This is a genomic window from Pseudomonas sp. NMS19W (assembly GCF_051554255.1).
GTDB lineage: Bacteria > Pseudomonadota > Gammaproteobacteria > Pseudomonadales > Pseudomonadaceae > Aquipseudomonas > Aquipseudomonas kribbensis.
In genome coordinates this window covers 803,273-820,354 of the sequence record NZ_CP136718.1, presented here as the reverse complement: position 1 = coordinate 820,354, position 17,082 = coordinate 803,273, and the positions used below count along the sequence as shown (strand labels likewise).

At 60.2% G+C, this 17,082-nt stretch carries 12 protein-coding genes, 1 tRNA gene and 2 pseudogenes; 3 read left to right on the top strand and 12 right to left on the bottom strand.

Annotation, left to right across the window (positions count from 1 at the left end):
* Nucleotides 1-277: 277 nt before the first annotated feature.
* A complete protein-coding gene (gene cra / locus R1A29_RS03560; RefSeq protein ID WP_085711835.1) occupies nucleotides 278-1,273 on the top strand; it encodes a catabolite repressor/activator in 996 nt (331 codons plus the stop codon).
* Nucleotides 1,274-1,276: 3 nt separating this feature from the next.
* On the top strand, nucleotides 1,277-2,053 hold the full coding sequence (locus R1A29_RS03555) for a TatD family hydrolase (protein WP_438300668.1): 777 nt from the start codon (nucleotides 1,277-1,279) through the stop codon (nucleotides 2,051-2,053).
* Here R1A29_RS03555 and R1A29_RS03550 read toward each other — a convergent pair whose 3' ends face one another.
* From R1A29_RS03550 to R1A29_RS03530, 5 genes and pseudogenes are all read right to left on the bottom strand, one after another.
* Entirely contained in the window at nucleotides 2,054-2,443 is a 390-nt protein-coding gene (locus R1A29_RS03550; protein WP_134825462.1) for a hypothetical protein, read from the bottom strand. It lies immediately after the preceding gene.
* Nucleotides 2,444-2,596: 153 nt separating this feature from the next.
* Nucleotides 2,597-4,626: pseudogene (locus R1A29_RS03545) on the bottom strand (methyl-accepting chemotaxis protein).
* A 201-nt stretch (nucleotides 4,627-4,827) separates the two neighbouring features.
* Nucleotides 4,828-5,645, bottom strand: a pseudogene (ampE, locus tag R1A29_RS03540) (regulatory signaling modulator protein AmpE).
* Nucleotides 5,642-6,202 (bottom strand): 1,6-anhydro-N-acetylmuramyl-L-alanine amidase AmpD, encoded by a 561-nt coding sequence (ampD, locus tag R1A29_RS03535; protein WP_114881383.1) that lies wholly within the window; start codon nucleotides 6,200-6,202, stop codon nucleotides 5,642-5,644. Before ampD ends, ampE begins: the two are co-directional and overlap by 4 nt.
* 64 nt (nucleotides 6,203-6,266) lie before the next feature.
* Complete coding sequence (locus R1A29_RS03530) at nucleotides 6,267-8,456, bottom strand: DUF1631 domain-containing protein (protein WP_438300667.1); 2,190 nt, start codon at nucleotides 8,454-8,456, stop codon at nucleotides 6,267-6,269.
* Nucleotides 8,457-8,710: 254 nt separating this feature from the next.
* On the opposite strand from R1A29_RS03530, the gene nadC reads away from it, so the two are divergent.
* Nucleotides 8,711-9,559 (top strand): carboxylating nicotinate-nucleotide diphosphorylase, encoded by an 849-nt coding sequence (gene nadC / locus R1A29_RS03525; protein ID WP_085711842.1) that lies wholly within the window; start codon nucleotides 8,711-8,713, stop codon nucleotides 9,557-9,559.
* Between the two features lie 87 nt (nucleotides 9,560-9,646).
* Here nadC and R1A29_RS03520 read toward each other — a convergent pair whose 3' ends face one another.
* The 7 genes from R1A29_RS03520 to infB all read right to left on the bottom strand — a co-directional run bounded on the left by R1A29_RS03520 (nucleotide 9,647) and on the right by infB (nucleotide 17,067).
* Complete coding sequence (locus R1A29_RS03520) at nucleotides 9,647-9,946, bottom strand: DUF6388 family protein (protein WP_085711843.1); 300 nt, start codon at nucleotides 9,944-9,946, stop codon at nucleotides 9,647-9,649.
* A 231-nt stretch (nucleotides 9,947-10,177) separates the two neighbouring features.
* A tRNA-Thr gene (locus R1A29_RS03515) sits at nucleotides 10,178-10,253 on the bottom strand.
* Between the two features lie 129 nt (nucleotides 10,254-10,382).
* The gene (gene pnp, locus R1A29_RS03510) at nucleotides 10,383-12,488 is read right to left on the bottom strand and encodes a polyribonucleotide nucleotidyltransferase (protein WP_007953735.1); all 2,106 of its coding nucleotides are present in this window, start codon (nucleotides 12,486-12,488) and stop codon (nucleotides 10,383-10,385) included.
* A gap of 193 nt (nucleotides 12,489-12,681) precedes the next feature.
* The gene (gene rpsO, locus R1A29_RS03505) at nucleotides 12,682-12,951 is read right to left on the bottom strand and encodes a 30S ribosomal protein S15 (protein WP_085698397.1); all 270 of its coding nucleotides are present in this window, start codon (nucleotides 12,949-12,951) and stop codon (nucleotides 12,682-12,684) included.
* Nucleotides 12,952-13,066: 115 nt separating this feature from the next.
* A complete protein-coding gene (gene truB, locus R1A29_RS03500) occupies nucleotides 13,067-13,984 on the bottom strand; it encodes a tRNA pseudouridine(55) synthase TruB (RefSeq protein WP_007953739.1) in 918 nt (305 codons plus the stop codon).
* A gap of 4 nt (nucleotides 13,985-13,988) precedes the next feature.
* On the bottom strand, nucleotides 13,989-14,387 hold the full coding sequence (gene rbfA / locus R1A29_RS03495; RefSeq protein WP_119426654.1) for a 30S ribosome-binding factor RbfA: 399 nt from the start codon (nucleotides 14,385-14,387) through the stop codon (nucleotides 13,989-13,991).
* 160 nt (nucleotides 14,388-14,547) lie between these two features.
* Nucleotides 14,548-17,067, bottom strand: coding sequence for a translation initiation factor IF-2 (gene infB, locus R1A29_RS03490; protein ID WP_438300666.1), 2,520 nt, complete (start codon nucleotides 17,065-17,067; stop codon nucleotides 14,548-14,550).
* Nucleotides 17,068-17,082 lie beyond the last annotated feature (15 nt).

Sequence of the window (17,082 nt, the reverse complement as noted above, 5' to 3'; positions counted from 1 at the left end):
CAGGTATTGTTTTGAATGGTTGCAGCTTAGGCGCTTGTAGGCTTCCCTTTCAGGAGGCAGTTTTGGCGGTTTCACGGCAGAACCGGCCAAAGGCGTCTAAAACGTAGAAAATACGCTTGCTGAAACGTTTAATCTAGATTGATCGGCACGTTACTCGATAATGTCTCATCCTTGAAGTCCAACTTGTCGGATGCGCTGCGACAATGGTCGCCTGCCTGAATCGGGTAGGATTGGCGAAAATGTGGCGGCAAGCTCGAAAAAACAAGGAAATCCCGGGTTGAAACTCAGTGATATCGCGCGGTTGGCCGGAGTGTCCGTGACCACCGCCAGCTACGTCATCAACGGCAAGGCCGAACAGCAACGCATCAGCACCGCAACCGTCGAGCGGGTGCGGGCGGTGGTCGATCAGCACGGCTTTACTCCCAATCCACAGGCGGCCGGGCTGCGCAGTCGGCACACCCGGACCCTGGGTTTTATCCTGCCGGATCTGGAAAACCCCAGCTACGCGCGGATCGCCAAGCTGCTGGAACAAGGCGCCCGGGCGCGCGGCTATCAGTTGTTGATCGCCAGCTCCGACGATGCGCCGGACAGCGAACGGCAACTGCTGCAACTGTTCCGCGCACGGCGCTGCGATGCGCTGATCGTCGCCAGTTGCCTGCCGGCCGGTGACGACAGCTACCGGCAGTTGCAGGCCAAGGGCTTGCCGGTCATTGCCATCGACCGGGTGATGGACCCCGAGCATTTCTGCTCGGTGGTCAGCGACGACCGCGAAGCCAGCCTGCACCTGACCGAAAGCCTGCTCGACCCGCAGCCGAAACAGATCGTGCTGCTGGGCGCCCGCCCGGAACTGAGCATCAGCCAGGAACGTGCCGCCGGGTTCAAACAGGCCCTCGCCGGCTTCAAGGGCGAAGTGCTGGTCGAGCACGCCGAGTCCTTCAGCCGCGAGTGCGGCAAGCAATTGATGGAAGAACTCCTGCAACGCCTCGGGCATTTGCCGGATGCGCTGGTGACCACGTCCTACGTACTGTTGCAGGGTGTGTTCGACGCGCTGCATGACTTCCCGCTGAAAAACCGTCCGCTGCGCCTCGGCACGTTTGGCGACACCCAGTTGCTGGACTTCCTGCCGCTGCCGGTCAACGCCATGGCCCAGCAGCACCAGCTGATCGCCGACAAGGCGCTGGCACTGGCGCTGGCGGCGGTCGAGCAATCGGACTACCAGCCTGGCGTGCAGGCCATCGCCCGTACCTTCAAGCAGCGCATTCACCGGGACTGAGCCGTGGAGCTGATCGACAGCCACACCCATCTGGACTTCCCCGACTTCGACGCCGACCGTGCGGCGTTGCTGGCCGAGAGCCGTACCCTCGGTGTGCGGCGGATGGTGGTGCTGGGGGTGTATGAAGGCAACTGGCAGCGGGTGTGGGATCTGGTGCAAAGCGATCCCGATCTGTATGCGGCTTTCGGCTTGCACCCGGTGTATCTGGATCAGCATCGGCCGGAAGACTTGGTTGCGCTGGGCGACTGGCTGACACGGCTGCGCGGTCATCGACAGCTGTGCGCCGTCGGCGAAATCGGGCTGGATTACTTCATCGAAACCCTCGACCGCGAACGCCAGCAGGCGCTGTTCGACGCACAACTGCAACTCGCGGTGGATTTCGATCTACCGGCGCTGATTCACGTGCGGCGCAGCCACGCGGCGGTGATTGCCACGCTCAAGCGCTTCAAGCTCAAGCGCGGGGGCATCATCCATGCCTTTGCCGGCAGCCGTGAAGAGGCGCGGGAATACATCAAACTCGGTTTCAAACTGGGTCTCGGCGGCGCGCCGACCTGGCCCCAGGCGTTGCGCATGCATCGTGTACTGGCGGATTTACCGCTGGGCTCGGTGGTGCTGGAAACCGACTCACCGGACATGGCGCCCGCCATGTACCCCGGCGTGCGCAATACTCCGGCGCATCTGCCGGCGATCTGCAACGCGCTGGCGGGATTGATGAATATCAGTGCAGAACAACTTGCCGAGACCAGCACCGCCAACTGCTGTGAAGTGTTCGGCTGGTAGTCAGTCGCCGTGAGCCTTGGCCGCATCGAGAATCAAGGTCATGTGCTGACGGTGGCGAACAAAACGTGCCAGCGCGAAGTACACGAAAATCACGATCAGTGAAGCATTCAACTGTTCAGTCACACTGAGCAGTCCCACCCATTCCATCACCAGCGCCACCAGCAACGCGGTACATACCGTCACCGACGCACTGAAGCGCAACAGGCCCAGTGAATCCAGGGATTTGAAGCGTCTGATCTGTTTCGGGCAGCGCAGCTCCAGGGTTTTCTGGCAGTGAGCGCAGGTGAACGGTTCATTGATCGCGATGGCATTCAGTTGCCAGGGTTTGAGCAGCAGCGTGGTCTGGCAATGGGCACAGCGGCCCTGGACTCCCAGGGTTGCAACAGACATGTGTGGCCTCCTCCAAACGGTCAGTTGATGTGATCTTGATCCATTGAAGACGAAAAATCAGAGCCCGGAGGAAATCAGGAAATTGCTTACAAACGTAAGCAAAGAAGTACTACAAATTATTCCGACACACCTGCCTCCGGAGAGGCAGGCTGCTTAAACCCGGAAGGCGCTGATCAACTGTTTCAACTCCACCACCTGCGCCGACAGGGCCCGACTGGCATTTTCGGTCTGACAGGCACCTTCGGCCGTGCGCTCGCCGGCGCGGTTGATCTCGACGATGTTCTGGTCGATGTCATGGGCGACGGCGGTCTGCTGCTCCACGGCAGCGGCGATCTGCTGGTTCTGATCAACGATCATGCCTACCGCACCGAGGATGTTTTCCAGCGCCTGCTGGACCTTTTCCGACTGCCCGACCGTGCCACTGGCCATCGAATGACTGACGCCCATGGCCTTCACCGCCGCGCCGACCCCACCGTGCAGCTTGGCGATCATCTGCTCGATTTCTTCGGTCGATTGCTGAGTGCGTTTGGCCAGCGTCCGCACTTCGTCCGCCACCACCGCAAAGCCCCGGCCCTGCTCACCGGCCCGCGCCGCCTCGATCGCCGCGTTGAGGGCCAGCAGATTGGTCTGCTCGGCGATGCTCTTGATAACCTCCAGCACGCTGCTGATCGACTGGCTGTCGCTGGCCAACTGATTGATCACCCGCACCGACTGATCTATTTCGCTGGCCAGTGCCGCGATGCTGCCCTGCTGCGACTCCACCAGACCACGTCCGCTGATGGTTTCGTCGTTGACGCTGTGGGCGCTACTCACCGCAGCCGCCGCACTGCGCGCGACTTCCTGCGAGGTCGCCGACATCTGGTTCATGGCCGTGGCCACCTGCTCGATCTGGCTGCGCTGACCGGCCACGGCCTGGTTGCTCTGCGCCGAGACATCTTCCACTTGCCCGGCCTGACGCTCGACCTCGCCGACGGTTTGCCCGACCCGCTCGATCAGGTCGTGGATCTTGCGCACCGTGCCATTGAACACCTCGCCCAGTTCACCCAGTTCATCGCGGCTATGGGCCACGAAGTTGACCGTCATGTCCCCGGCCGCGACTTTGTCCATCATCGCGCCAAGGCGTTTCAGCGTATTGCGGGTCGAGGCGTAGAAGCCGCCATAGAGGTAGAAAATCAGCACGAACACCACCGACAGCGCCACAGCCTGCAACACCATGTGCGTGCGGTTCTGCGCCAGACGCTGCTGCAATTGGGTGTCGAGGAATTTCAAGGTGGCTTCGTTGAGCTGATACGTGCGGTCCATCAGCCCGGTGACCTGGTCGTAAAAAGCCTGCCACGGCGCATCGAGTGTCTCGGCGACCACCACTTGCTCTTCGAATATTTCGCTGGCCTGCTTCAGCGAGGCCTTGCTGGCGTCGGCCGCCGCACTTAGCGAATCCCGCGCGGCTTTGCTTGAGCCCAGCGCGTCCTGCAGTTTCAGCCCGTACTCGCCCTGAAGCTTTTCGATCTGTGCCAACAGTTCATCGAAGCGGGTGCTGGAGGAACTGTTGAGAAACCCTGCCCCAACGAAAAAGAGCCCATGGCCCGGCCTTCGCCAAGAGTCTGGGTGATGGCTGGCGTGATCGCGGTGACCAGTTCGCTGAGTTGGCGGATATCGCTCTGGGTGTCGCGGCTCAGACCGGCCTGGCTGGCGACGATCTGGCTGAAAATCTGCGCACTGCCCAGCAGTTTGCCGATCAGCGCACTTTTGCTTTGAAGGGAGTTCTCCGCTTGCTGGGCCTTGAACGCGGCAATCATCTCATCGCGCTTGGCATCGAAGACCTTGATTTGCTCCGGGTCCTCGGTCATGGCCGTCAGCCCTTGCAGGCGCGCCAGAACGTTTTGCTCGAGGCTGGTGATTTGCGACTCGACATTACCGGCCTTGCCCGACTGGCCGAGGGTGACGTTGATCTGCACCAGGTTGTTGAGGGTTTCCAGATCCCGACGCAGGGTCAGGCTGCTGCCCAGCAGGTCGAGGCTTTGCAACTCCACCCGGGTGCCCTGGAATTCGCGATAGGAATCGCGCACCAGATAGAAGTTGGTCACCAGCATCGGTACCAGGAACAGCACGCTGATCAGGCTGAACTTCATGCCGAAGCTCAGGCGGTTCATCAGCGAGACGGCGGGATAGAGCAAGCTCTTCACTGGAAGTCTCCCTTGGTTTTTTCTTGTTTTTATTGGCAGGCGCGGGGCGACAGCAGATAGCCACTATCGGGCGCTATCTCTGTATAGCTCAAATCGAAGGGAGGTTTTGTAACTTAAGGTTAACGGCAGAGGATCGCCCGAACGCGGGCTGCGTTCGGGCGACATTTTGATCTTCAGGCAGGCATCAGTGGATCAGGACGGTCAAAGGGCAAACCCGGCGTACCACAACACCGCTGCACGCAGCAGCAGCTCCCACAGGCAATCGAGGGTGTTGATGCCTTCCGGGCCAACCACGGCGGGCGGATTTCCCCGGCGGCCAGGCCGACTCTGTTGATCAATTGCGCGGCGCTGATGTTCCAGTTCAACAGCTCATGCAGCATGATCCGGCTGACCGCGACGAAGTTGCCGACCAGAGCCAGACTCGCCGCCAGCAGGCGCACCGGCACCCAATCGAACGCGTGCCGCAGCTGCCCTGCCCGCTCGGCCAGTGCCGGGTTCTGTGCGTTTTCTTCAGCGAGCGCCAGCAGGCGATAGCTCAGCGCGGCAACCGGGCCAAGCAGGAAGTACCAGAAAATCACCGCGAAAAAGCTCTGGTAGGCCTGCCACAACAGATGCCGCTGCACTTGCTCCAGCAATTGCTCACCGCTTTCGGCACAGATATCCAGATCGCGCTTGGCCACGTGAGCGGCGGCCTGCAAGTCTTCCCGACGCCAGGCATCACGGAACGGGCCGAGACCGCCGAGCAGATCGCCGCGCCCCAGGCTGTAAATCACCACCAGCAAATGCACCGGCAGGGCCAGCAGGCCATAGGCAACCGGCTCCAGCACCAGCAGCAATAACCCCAGCAATGCCACCGGCAGCAGCACCAGAATGACCAGCACCAGCCACGGCCGCTTTGCCAGATTGCCACTTTCAAGCTTGTGCAGTTCGCGGATCCATCCGCCATCGCGTTGAACCCGATGGCGCAGGGCCGAGAACTTCTCGATCCATACCGCCAGCAGTAACACCAGAAAACTCATTGTCCTTCCTCTTGTGCCAGGGCGGCGCGGTAGCGTGCCCAGTCGAATGCGGGTCCAGGGTCGGTCTTGCGTCCGGGTGCGATGTCGCTGTGTCCGCAGATACGTTCGACAGTGATCGCTGGAAACGCTTTTTGCAAATGCCGGGTCAGCACGACCAACGCCTGATACTGCGCCTCGGTGAATGGCAGATCATCGGTGCCTTCGAGCTCAATGCCCACGGAAAAATCGTTACAGGTTTCCCGCCCTTCGAACACCGACACGCCGGCATGCCAGGCACGCTCAAGACAGGAGACAAACTGGGTGACCTTGCCGTCACGTTCGATCAGAAAATGTGCGGAGACGCGCAGGTCGGCGATCCCTGCAAAATAGGGATGCTCCGTGACATCCAGACGATTCTGGAAAAATTCCTGCACCTTGCCGGTGGCGAACTGCGCCGGCGGCAGGCTGATGTTGTGGATGACCAACAGGGAGACTTCGCCCGCCGGGCGTTCATTGAAGTTGGGCGAGGGGCAGACCTGCACCCCGTGACACCACCCGCTTGCGGGATCCAACTGCATACCGATTCCTTCAACGCCGACTGTGTTGGCGCCCAGTATGCCGTGATCGGCCCCCGGCGCGCGATCACTTGCCGCGATTGAGCCGTCGCAGATTGCCGAGCACCGACTCCAGCGCGCGGTCGAAGAGCAAGGTGTCATCCAGCGCCCGCACTGTCCCGCGACGGAACTCCATGGCCAGGGCGATGCGGTTACGCTCCTGCACTTTCGTTCCGGTGCGGTCGACAAACACATACTTGCCGGTCGCCTCGATGATCGCCGCCAGTTTGCAGCGCAAGGTGTGCTCTTCATCCTCCTGGAACGCCACCCAGCTGCCCAGGCGCAGCTGATCGACCTGGCGCAAACTGGCGTCATCGGCCGGCAAACGCTCCGGGCCCAACATCGGATGACCTTCGTCGGCGGTCTGCAAAACGATGGCCTGAGACACCTGGATCATCGGCGGCGACTCGGCCTGATCCGGCTCGGCGGAAGGCTGAAGCAAACGAACGTGCAATGCTTCCAGCGCGCTGAAAAACTCACTGGTGGCAAACGGATCGAACGCCGAACTGCTCAGCCCGTCACGCAGCGACTTGAGCAGTCCCGGCACCAGCGACAGCAAACGCAGGCCCGACTCGGCATCCTCGTGACGCTGCACGCTCCAGATCAACTGCTCCATGGTCTGCACGTCGGCCTGCCATTCGGCGGACTGATCGCCGTGCTTGAGGCACGTCAGCAGCAAGACTTTGCTCCAGGCCGCCTGGACGAAGGTCACCACCGTCGGTGGCAGGACTTTGCCGAGCATCGCCTGGTTCAACGCCTGTTCGACACGCAGGCGGGCCAGTTCGGTCCTCGCCCGGCCCTCTTCGGCATCGCGCAGCCGCTGCTCAAGCAGTTCGCTGCGGCGGCGCTCGTCGCTGGTGAAGGTGAGGAAGTCCGCCAGCAACTCGGAGAAAATCGCCGGGTCATCGACGAAATCCGTCAGCAAACGCTGCACTACTTGCTCGATGCGCAGATAGAGGCTGTCGCGCGCATCGCCGTCGCATTCACCCCAGCCCATGGCCGCTTCGGCGATTTCATTGAGCAGGCGTCGTGCCGGATGGCTGCTGCGACTGAAAAAACTCTTGTCGATCACCGCGACTTTCAACATCGGGATCTGCAACCGGGCGATCAGCGCCTTGAGTGAATCCGGCAGATTGCGATCGTCGAGAATGCAGTCGAAAACCATGGCGACCAGGTTGATCACATCCTCGTCCGCACCGCCGACGATCCGCGACTTGCCGCTTTTTACGCTGACCCGGGTCAGCAATTGCTCAAGCTGATTGCGCAGATCGAAATCTTCCTGCCCCGCCAGCGCCGGCACGTATTGCTGCAAGTGCGAGAGCAGACGCAGCAGGTCACGGGTGGAAATCGGCTGGGGAGCCGCACTTGGTTCAAGGGTCGGCGCGACGCTGCCGCGCACGTGCAACAGCAACTCCTGAAGTGCGGCGAAAACTTCCTGCACGCCCGCGTCCGCCGGCGATTGATCGTGTTCGTCGAACTCGCTGTGCGCGCTGGCCGAGGCGTGATCCCTGGCCCGGCGGGCCGGAGCAGGCTTCAGCTCGGGCAACACCCCGGTGGCGACCAACAGTTGGTTGGCCTCCGCGAAAAGTTGGTCGGTGTCGGCCAGCACATAGCGCTCGAACAGTTTGAGCAGGATCAGCTTGACCTTGATCTCCACGCCCAGGTTGCGCCCGGCCTGGAGGAAAAACTCACACAGCATCGCCGGGCCCAGCGGGTTGTGTTGATCGTCCAGGGATTTGCCGAGCAGCGCATTGAAGCGCGCGGTCAATTGATCGAGGGCGAAACCGTCGCGATTCAGCACACGCCCGACCATCGTTTCGATCGCAACGCTGCGCTCCATGTCGTCGGTGCGCGCCGTGGTGTCCTCGTACTGCAACGCGTGAGGCACGACGTTTGGTACGGGATCATATTGAGTGAGGCCGACAAAGGCCTCGAAGAATTGTTCGAGAAAGCCGCGCTCGATGTTCTTGCGCTTGAGGCGCAGGTCGCGCATGGCTTCGAAAAAGATGTTCTGTTCGACGTCGTTGCGGGCCCGGTCGGCCATTTCGAACAGGGTATCGTCGGCGTTATCGAACAGCTCCTGCAAACCGTTGCGCAGGCGTTGTGCAGCCTTGTCACGAACCTGAAGCAGAATCACAGGCAGGCGGGCGAGCGGCGAGTGTGTCGCCTGATCGGTAGCAGCCTTGTGCAAAGGCACTACGTTCCCGTCGTTGTGCATCCAAGCCTCCTGAAACGGTGATTTGCCGACGTCAAAGTCATGGCGTCAAATGCAAGGCGGATTATCTTGCAAAAGTTGTCTCCGGCGCCAGAGCCATCAGGGTTTCCCCTATGCGCGATACCTTTCAGTGACCACGCCGGAATCGGGTTTGCTCAAAGAAAATCGACCGGATGCAGCGCTAGGTAGCCGTTCTCGCCTTGGGTTGGCCGACGCCATGCCCCTATAATCGGGCCACTTAGTTTGTGGAGCCCGTTATGCCGAATCTACGTCTCGCCGATTTGACCGCCGAAATCGAAGCCAACGTGCGCCGTGCGTTGCTCGAAGACATCGGCAGCGGCGACATCACCGCGCAACTGATCCCGGCCGAACGCCTGGCCAAAGCCACCATCATCACCCGTGACGCTGCTGTGATTTGCGGCACAGCCTGGGTCGATACGGTGTTCCGTCAGCTCGACCCTCGGGTGGCGGTGCACTGGCAAGTGCGCGATGGCGAGCGGGTTTCCCCGAACCAGCCGCTGTTTCACCTGGAAGGCCCGGCCCGTTCGCTGCTGACCGGTGAACGCAGTGCCCTGAATTTCCTGCAGTTGCTGTCCGGCGTAGCCACCCGCGCGCAATACCTCGCGGACTTCGTCGCCGAAACCGACGTGAAACTGCTCGACACCCGCAAGACCCTGCCGGGCCTACGCCTGGCGCAGAAATACGCGGTCACCTGCGGTGGCTGCCATAACCACCGAATCGGTCTGTACGATGCGTTCCTGATCAAGGAAAACCATATTGCCGCCAGCGGCGGAATCCCGCAGGCCATTGCTGCCGCGCACAAGATCGCGCCGGGCAAACCGGTGGAAATCGAAGTGGAAAGCCTGGATGAACTGAAGGAAGCGCTGGCAGCCGGTGCCGACATCATCATGCTCGACGAACTGAGCCTCGACGACATGCGCGAAGCCGTGCGCCTGAACGGCGGCAAGGCGAAGCTGGAAGCCAGCGGCGGCATCAACGAAAGCACGCTGTTGCCGATTGCACAGACCGGCGTGGATTACATCTCGATCGGTGCGATGACCAAGGATGTGAAGGCCGTGGACCTGTCGATGCGCCTTAGCCTCTGAGGAGCAGCGAGCTACAAGCGGCAAGTTACGAGCTAAAAGCTGTTCTGCTTTAACTTGTAGCTTGCGGCTCGACGCTCGCAGCTGTCGTTATACGACGAGATTGTTCATCTCGCAGTACTCTTCCCAATCGACACCCAGCACTTCGGCCGCCTCCTTGTGCAGCTCCAGGCGCTTGGCCTCGAACTCTTCAGGGGTACTGGTGTACTTGAGCGTCAGTTCCCACGGCTGCAAACCCTGGGCTTCGGCTTCGTCTTCGAACGCCCACTGGATCTGGTCCTTCTGCTCATCGGGACTCAGGTCCTTGATCTCGTCCATCAACTCCGGCGCATCAAGTTTGTACTTCTCCAGCGCTTGTTCGTGGCGTTGCTCTTGGGTCAATTCAGTCATGGCGTTCTCGCTGATCGTAAGAATGGAAGATGGATCTGGATCATCAAGGATCTCTCTGACGCGGATTGTCCGGCCTTCGGAACCATTCGGGATCATCTGAAAACTGCTGGGCGATGCTCATGCAGACAGCGAATATAGGACGTTTGCGAGGCGAATTACACGGGTCTTTACATCTCTCCCACAAAAAGCTGACCCGTTGATCATGGAGCGGTGCGTAATTAAAAGAGGGATTGGTGCCCGAGACAGGAATCGAACCTGCGACCTTCGCGTTACGAGTGCGCTGCTCTACCGGCTGAGCTACACGGGCGGTGGGCTAAACCTAGCACCGGTCTTGCAGGTCGGCAACTTCGTAGAATGACTCGATATTTCGCAGATAAAAAAATGCCCCGCCGTTTTCACGGCGGGGCATTTTCATTGCGCTAAAGCAACGGGGTGATTAAACGCCCGAAGCCTTGGCCGCTGCCACGTCTTTGATGGACAGCTTGATACGGCCGCGGTTGTCCACGTCCAGTACCAGCACTTCCACTTCCTGGCCTTCTTTCAGGATGTCGGTCACTTTCTCTACGCGAGCGTCGCTCAGCATCGAGATGTGAACCAGACCGTCCTTGCCCGGCAGGATGTTGACGAATGCGCCGAAGTCGACGATGCGCTCAACCTTGCCGACGTAGATCTTGCCGATCTCGGCTTCTGCGGTGATACCCAGAACGCGCTGACGCGCTGCTTCAGCCGCTTCCTTGGTTTCGCCGAAGATCTTGATCGAACCGTCGTCTTCGATGTCGATCGAAGCCTTGGTTTCTTCGCAGATCGCACGGATGGTCGCGCCGCCTTTACCGATAACGTCACGGATCTTGTCGGTGTCGATCTTCATCGCGATCATGGTCGGAGCGTTGGCCGACAGTTCGGTACGCGACTGACCGATGATCTGGTTCATCTGGCCGAGGATGTTCAGGCGCGCTTCCAGGGCCTGGCCCAGAGCGATTTCCATGATCTCTTCGGTGATGCCCTTGATCTTGATGTCCATCTGCAGCGCGGTGACGCCTTTGGCGGTACCGGCCACTTTGAAGTCCATGTCGCCCAGGTGGTCTTCGTCACCCAGGATGTCGGTCAGAACAGCGAATTTCTCGCCTTCTTTAACCAGACCCATGGCGATACCGGCAACCGGAGCCTTCATCGGAACACCAGCATCCATCAGGGCCAGGGAAGCGCCGCAAACAGAAGCCATCGAGCTCGAACCGTTGGATTCGGTGATTTCCGATACCACACGGATGGTGTACGGGAACACGTCAGCGGCTGGCAGCATGGCCGAAACCGAACGACGGGCGAGACGGCCGTGACCGATTTCGCGACGACCGGCGCCACCCATGCGACCACACTCACCCACCGAGAACGGAGGGAAGTTGTAGTGCAGCATGAACGGGTCTTTTTTCTCGCCTTCCAGGGTGTCCAGCAGCTGTGCGTCACGGGCGGTGCCGAGCGTCGCGACGACCAGAGCCTGGGTTTCGCCACGGGTGAACAGTGCCGAACCGTGGGTCTTCGGCAGAACGCCGACTTCGATGTTCAGCGGACGTACGGTGCGGGTGTCGCGACCGTCGATACGTGGCTTGCCGTTAACGATGTTTTCACGAACGGTGCGGTATTCGATTTCGCCGAAAGCGGCTTTGACGTCGGAAGCCGAAGGCTGGCCTTCTTCGCCGGACAGCTTGGCAACCACCTGGTCACGCAGCTCGCCCAGACGCGCATAACGGTCGGCCTTGATGGTGATGGTGTAAGCCTGGGAGATCGCTTCGCCGAATTCGGAGCGGATGGCGGCCAGCAGCTCGGTGGCTTCTGGAGCAGGCGCCCAGGTCCAGGTTGGCTTGGCTGCTTCGGCAGCCAGTTCTTTAACAGCGTTGATCACGACCTGGAATTCGTCGTGAGCAAACAGTACCGCGCCCAGCATCTGGTCTTCGGTCAGCTCTTTGGCTTCCGATTCAACCATCAGTACGGCGTCCGAAGTACCGGCAACGACCATGTCCAGGCTCGAGGCAGCCTGCTGCTCGTAGGTCGGGTTCAGCAGGTAGCCGGTGCTTTCGTGGAAAGCAACGCGGGCGGCGCCGATCGGACCGTCGAACGGGATGCCCGAGATAGCCAGGGCAGCCGAGGTACCGATCATCGCAGCGATGTCCGGATCGGTCTTCTTGCTGGTGGAAACGACGGTGCAGACAACCTGCACTTCGTTCATGAAGCCTTCAGGGAACAGCGGACGGATCGGACGGTCGATCAGTCGGGAAGTCAGGGTTTCTTTTTCGGAAGGACGGCCTTCACGCTTGAAGAAACCGCCAGGGATCTTGCCGGCAGCGTAAGTCTTTTCCTGGTAGTGAACGGACAGAGGGAAGAAACCCTTGCCCGGATCGGCTTGCTTGGCACCGACTACGGTCACCAATACGCTGACGTCGTCGTCAACGGTGACCAATACTGCGCCGGAGGCCTGACGGGCGATACGGCCAGTCTCGAGGGTAACGGTCGACTGACCGAACTGGAATTTTTTGATTACCGGGTTCACGGTGTCCTACCTTCTTTGTGGCTCTTGGGGGAACTGGTTTCTTGCGAAATTCTTGGGCAACGTCGGGAATCGGCCCGCTGATTGTCCGGGTAAAACGGTAGTTCAGATAAAACTTGAGGCTGGGAGCCTGCCATGCGCCAGCGGGAAACCCGTTGACGCACGACAGACAACCAACCTCTAGCGCAATCGCTGATTAGCGACGCAGACCCAGGCGAGCGATCAGAGCGCTGTAACGGCTCAGGTCCTTGCCTTTCAGGTAGTCCAGCAGCTTGCGACGCTGGTTAACCATGCGGATCAGACCACGACGGGAGTGGTGGTCTTTACCGTTGGCCTTGAAGTGACCTTGCAGTTTGTTGATGTTGGCGGTCAGCAGTGCAACTTGCACTTCTGGCGAACCAGTGTCACCAACAGCTTGCTGGTAGTCAGCTACGATTTGGGCTTTTTCTTGAACGTCGAGAGCCATGAGGCAATCCTTTTATCAGGAAACCGTTACAAAAACGGTTTCAACAGGCCAGGGACAAATCCCTGTATCTATAAATGAGTAGTGACCGTGCCTGTTAACAGCCACACTCGTTCGGTCATTCTGACCGAATCAGTCGACGCGGCGCGATGCGCCCGTCTTCGCTCACTTCACCGATACCGATGAAGCGACCGTTATGATCCTGTACCCGCACCATGCCGAACTTCGGAGCATCCGGGGCACGTACCGGCTGGCCGTTGAGCCAGTAGAACGCGCTCGCTTCCGAAAACTGCAGCAGTGGCCAATCCTGCAGGCCGCTGTCCGATGGCATCAGGAAGCGGTCGACCGCTTCGTTGCCGCCTTCGGCATGTACCGCTTCCAGCTCTTCGAGGGTCACGGTCTGCGCCAGGGTGAAAGGCCCGGCCTGGGTACGGCGCAATTCAGCGACGTACGCACCACAACCGAGTTGCTCACCGATATCCTCCACCAGAGTACGAATATAGGTGCCCTTGCTGCAATCCACCGCAAGACGCGCAGTATCGCCTTCGAAGGCCAGCAATTCCAAGCGCGCAATAGTAACAGAACGCGGTTCGCGCTCCACTACTTCGCCTGCACGGGCCAGCTTGTACAGCGGCTGGCCATCACGCTTGAGAGCCGAGTACATCGGCGGTATCTGACTGATTTGACCGCGAAATTTCGGCAGGACCGCTTCAATGTCGGCCTGACCAACGGTCACCGGACGCTCCTGCAAAACCTCGCCTTCGGCGTCTGCCGTGGTGGTGGTCTTGCCCAGTTGCGCCAGGGTTTCGTAACCCTTGTCGGAATCGAGCAGGTACTGCGAGAACTTGGTCGCCTCGCCAAAGCACAACGGCAGCACACCGGTGGCCAGCGGGTCGAGACTGCCGGTGTGCCCGGCCTTCTCGGCATTGAGCAGCCAGCGAACCTTCTGCAACGCCGCGTTGGAGGTGAACCCCAGCGGCTTGTCGAGCAGGATGATGCCGCTGACGTTACGACGGATACGTTTGACCTGAGCCACCGAGTTACTCCTTGGTGTCTTCGGGTGCAGCAGTTTCGTGCTGACTGTCTTCGGCCACCGCGCGCTCGATCAGAGCCGACAGGTGCGCGCCACGTGCGACACTTTCGTCGTAGTGGAAGTGCAATTGCGGCACGCTGCGCAGTTTCATTTCGCGCCCCAGCTGCATGCGCAGGAAGCCGGCGGCAGCGTTGAGCACCTTGATGGTCTGTGCGATATCGGCAGCGCCTTCCTGCCCCATCACGGTGATGAAGATCTTCGCGTGACCAACGTCACGGCTGACATCGACAGCGGTAATGGTGACCAGGCCGACACGCGGATCTTTGACTTCACGACGGATCAGCTGGGCCAGCTCGCGCTGCATCTGATCGCCGATACGTTGGGTACGGCTGTATTCTTTTGCCATGATTTGTTACCTGTTACTGCCCTGCGGTGAAACCCGCAAGGTCTGAAAGCGGCAAACGCCCGGCCTGACAAAAAGCCAGACCGGGCGTTGCGTTTAGAGTCCTGACGCCGTGCCGCGCATTTTCATGCGACGGCCCGACGTGGCCCTTGAAGTGCGCGAGTCAGAGGCTGCGAGCAACCTGAACCTTCTCGAAGACTTCGATCTTGTCACCGACCTTGACGTCGTTGTAGCTCTTCACGCCGATACCGCATTCCATGCCGGCACGTACTTCGGAAGCGTCATCCTTGAAGCGGCGCAGGGATTCCAGCTCGCCTTCGAAGATCACGATGTCTTCACGCAGTACACGGATCGGACGGTTACGGTGAACAGTACCCTCGATCACCATGCAGCCGGCGATGGCGCCGAACTTAGGCGAGCGGAACACGTCACGGACTTCGGCCACACCGAGGATGTTCTCGCGAACATCGCTGCCAAGCATACCGGTCAGGGCTTTCTTGACGTCTTCGATGATGTCGTAGATCACGTTGTAGTAACGCATGTCCAGACCTTCCTGCTCGACGATCTTCCGTGCGCCGGCATCGGCACGCACGTTGAAGCCGAACAGTACAGCGTTGGAAGCCAGTGCCAGGTTGGCGTCGGATTCGGTGATACCACCGACGCCGCCACCGACCACGCGCACTTGCACTTCGTCGTTGCCCAGGCCGTTCAGAGCGCCCTGCAGTGCTTCCAGCGAACCACGGACGTCGGATTTGAGGACGATGTTGAGCGTCTTCTTCTCTTCCTGACCCATGCTTTCGAAGATATTTTCCAGCTTGCCGGCGTGAGCGCGAGCCAGTTTGACTTCGCGGAACTTGCCTTGACGGAACAGAGCCACTTCACGGGCTTTCTTCTCGTCGGCAACCACGCTCATCTCGTCGCCAGCATCAGGCGTACCGTCCAGGCCGAGGATCTCGACCGGAATGGCCGGGCCCGCTTCCTTGATCGGCTTGCCGTTCTCGTCGAGCATGGCGCGCACGCGGCCGTAGTTCGAGCCGACCAGCACCATGTCGCCTTGACGCAGCGTACCGTCCTGAACCAGAACAGTCGCTACCGGGCCACGGCCCTTGTCCAGACGCGATTCAACCACGACACCACGGCCAGGAGCCGAAGGTGTTGCAGTCAGCTCGAGAACTTCGGCTTGCAGCAATACGGCTTCAAGCAGTTCGTCGACGCCGGTACCCATTTTCGCCGAGACCGGAACGAATGGAGTGTCGCCACCCCAGTCTTCGGAGGTCACGCCGTGGGCCGACAGTTCGCTACGGATGCGATCGAGATCAGCGCCCGGCTTGTCGATCTTGTTCACTGCAACTACCAGCGGAACGCCAGCAGCCTGAGCATGCTGAACAGCTTCGATGGTTTGTGGCATCACGCCGTCGTCCGCCGCAACCACCAGGATCACGATGTCGGTCGCCTTGGCACCACGGGCACGCATTGCGGTAAACGCGGCGTGACCCGGGGTGTCGAGGAAGGTGACCATGCCGCGTTCGGTTTCAACGTGGTAGGCACCGATGTGCTGGGTGATACCACCGGCTTCGCCAGCGGCTACCTTCGCACGACGGATGTAGTCGAGCAGCGAGGTCTTACCGTGGTCAACGTGACCCATTACGGTCACAACCGGCGCACGAGGAACAGCCTCACCTTCAAACTTCAGGGACTCGGCCAGGGAATCTTCCAGGGCGGTGTCGCTGACCAGGGTCACTTTGTGGCCCAGTTCTTCGGCTACCAGCTGAGCAGTTTCCTGATCAAGCACCTGGTTGATGGTCGCTGGAGTACCCAGTTTGAACATGAACTTGATGATTTCAGCAGCCTTCACCGACATCTGCTGAGCGAGATCGCCAACAGTGATGGTCTCGCCGATCTTCACTTCACGCACGACAGGGCCGGTCGGGCTCTGGAAACCGTGGGCGTTGCGTTTCTTCAGCTTGGCCTTTCCGCGACCGCCGCGACGGAAGCCATCGCTTTCTTCGTCGGTAGTGCGTGGTGCCACACGTGGCGCCGGTGCCTTTTCCTTGACCGAAGCGCGGTGCGGAGCGTTTTTGCGCTCGCCATCGCCGCCGCCACGACGATTGTTGTCGTCGGCACGTGGCTTGTCCGGACGGCGCTGTTCGTCACGCTTGCGAGTGTCGGCAGCCGGCGCAGCAGCTACAACCGGCGCGGCTTCGCGCACGGGTTCAGCGGCTGGCGCAGGCGCAGCAACAGGCTCGGCAGAAACGGTCGGTACAGCAGCAGGCTGGCGACGCGCTTCTTCTTCGGCGCGAACGCGGGCTTCTTCTTCAGCCTTTTGACGGGCAGCATTTTCTACTGCGCGACGCTCATCCAGTTCACGCTTGCGCTCGGCTTCGATTTCTTCCGGGCTACGCTGTACGAAAACTTTCTTCTTGCGGACTTCAACGCTGATGCTTTTGCTGCCAGCCACACGCAGGGTGCTGGTGGTTTTACGCTGCAGCGTGATCTTGCGTGGTTCTTCCACTTTCGCCTTGTGGCTGCTCTTCAAGTGAGTCAGCAGGGATTGCTTCTCACTGTCAGTCACATGTTCTTCGGCGGCGGTGTGCGGCAGACCTGCCTCACGCATCTGCTGCAACAGGCGCTCTACCGGTGTTTTGACCTCATCGGCCAGTTGTTTCACCGTGACTTGCGTCATGCATTTCTCTCCTCA

What these genes read in the sequence shown, in the direction of transcription:
- nadC (WP_085711842.1), top strand. Translation starts at nt 8,711, where the DNA reads ATGCCGAATCTACGTCTCGCCGATTTGACCGCCGAAATCGAAGCCAAC.
- rbfA (WP_119426654.1), bottom strand. Translation starts at nt 14,387, where the DNA reads ATGGCAAAAGAATACAGCCGTACCCAACGTATCGGCGATCAGATGCAG.
- rpsO (WP_085698397.1), bottom strand. Translation starts at nt 12,951, where the DNA reads ATGGCTCTCGACGTTCAAGAAAAAGCCCAAATCGTAGCTGACTACCAG.
- R1A29_RS03520 (WP_085711843.1), bottom strand. Translation starts at nt 9,946, where the DNA reads ATGACTGAATTGACCCAAGAGCAACGCCACGAACAAGCGCTGGAGAAG.
- R1A29_RS03550 (WP_134825462.1), bottom strand. Translation starts at nt 2,443, where the DNA reads ATGTCTGTTGCAACCCTGGGAGTCCAGGGCCGCTGTGCCCATTGCCAG.
- infB (WP_438300666.1), bottom strand. Translation starts at nt 17,067, where the DNA reads ATGACGCAAGTCACGGTGAAACAACTGGCCGATGAGGTCAAAACACCG.
- ampD (WP_114881383.1), bottom strand. Translation starts at nt 6,202, where the DNA reads ATGCAGTTGGATCCCGCAAGCGGGTGGTGTCACGGGGTGCAGGTCTGC.
- R1A29_RS03530 (WP_438300667.1), bottom strand. Translation starts at nt 8,456, where the DNA reads ATGCACAACGACGGGAACGTAGTGCCTTTGCACAAGGCTGCTACCGAT.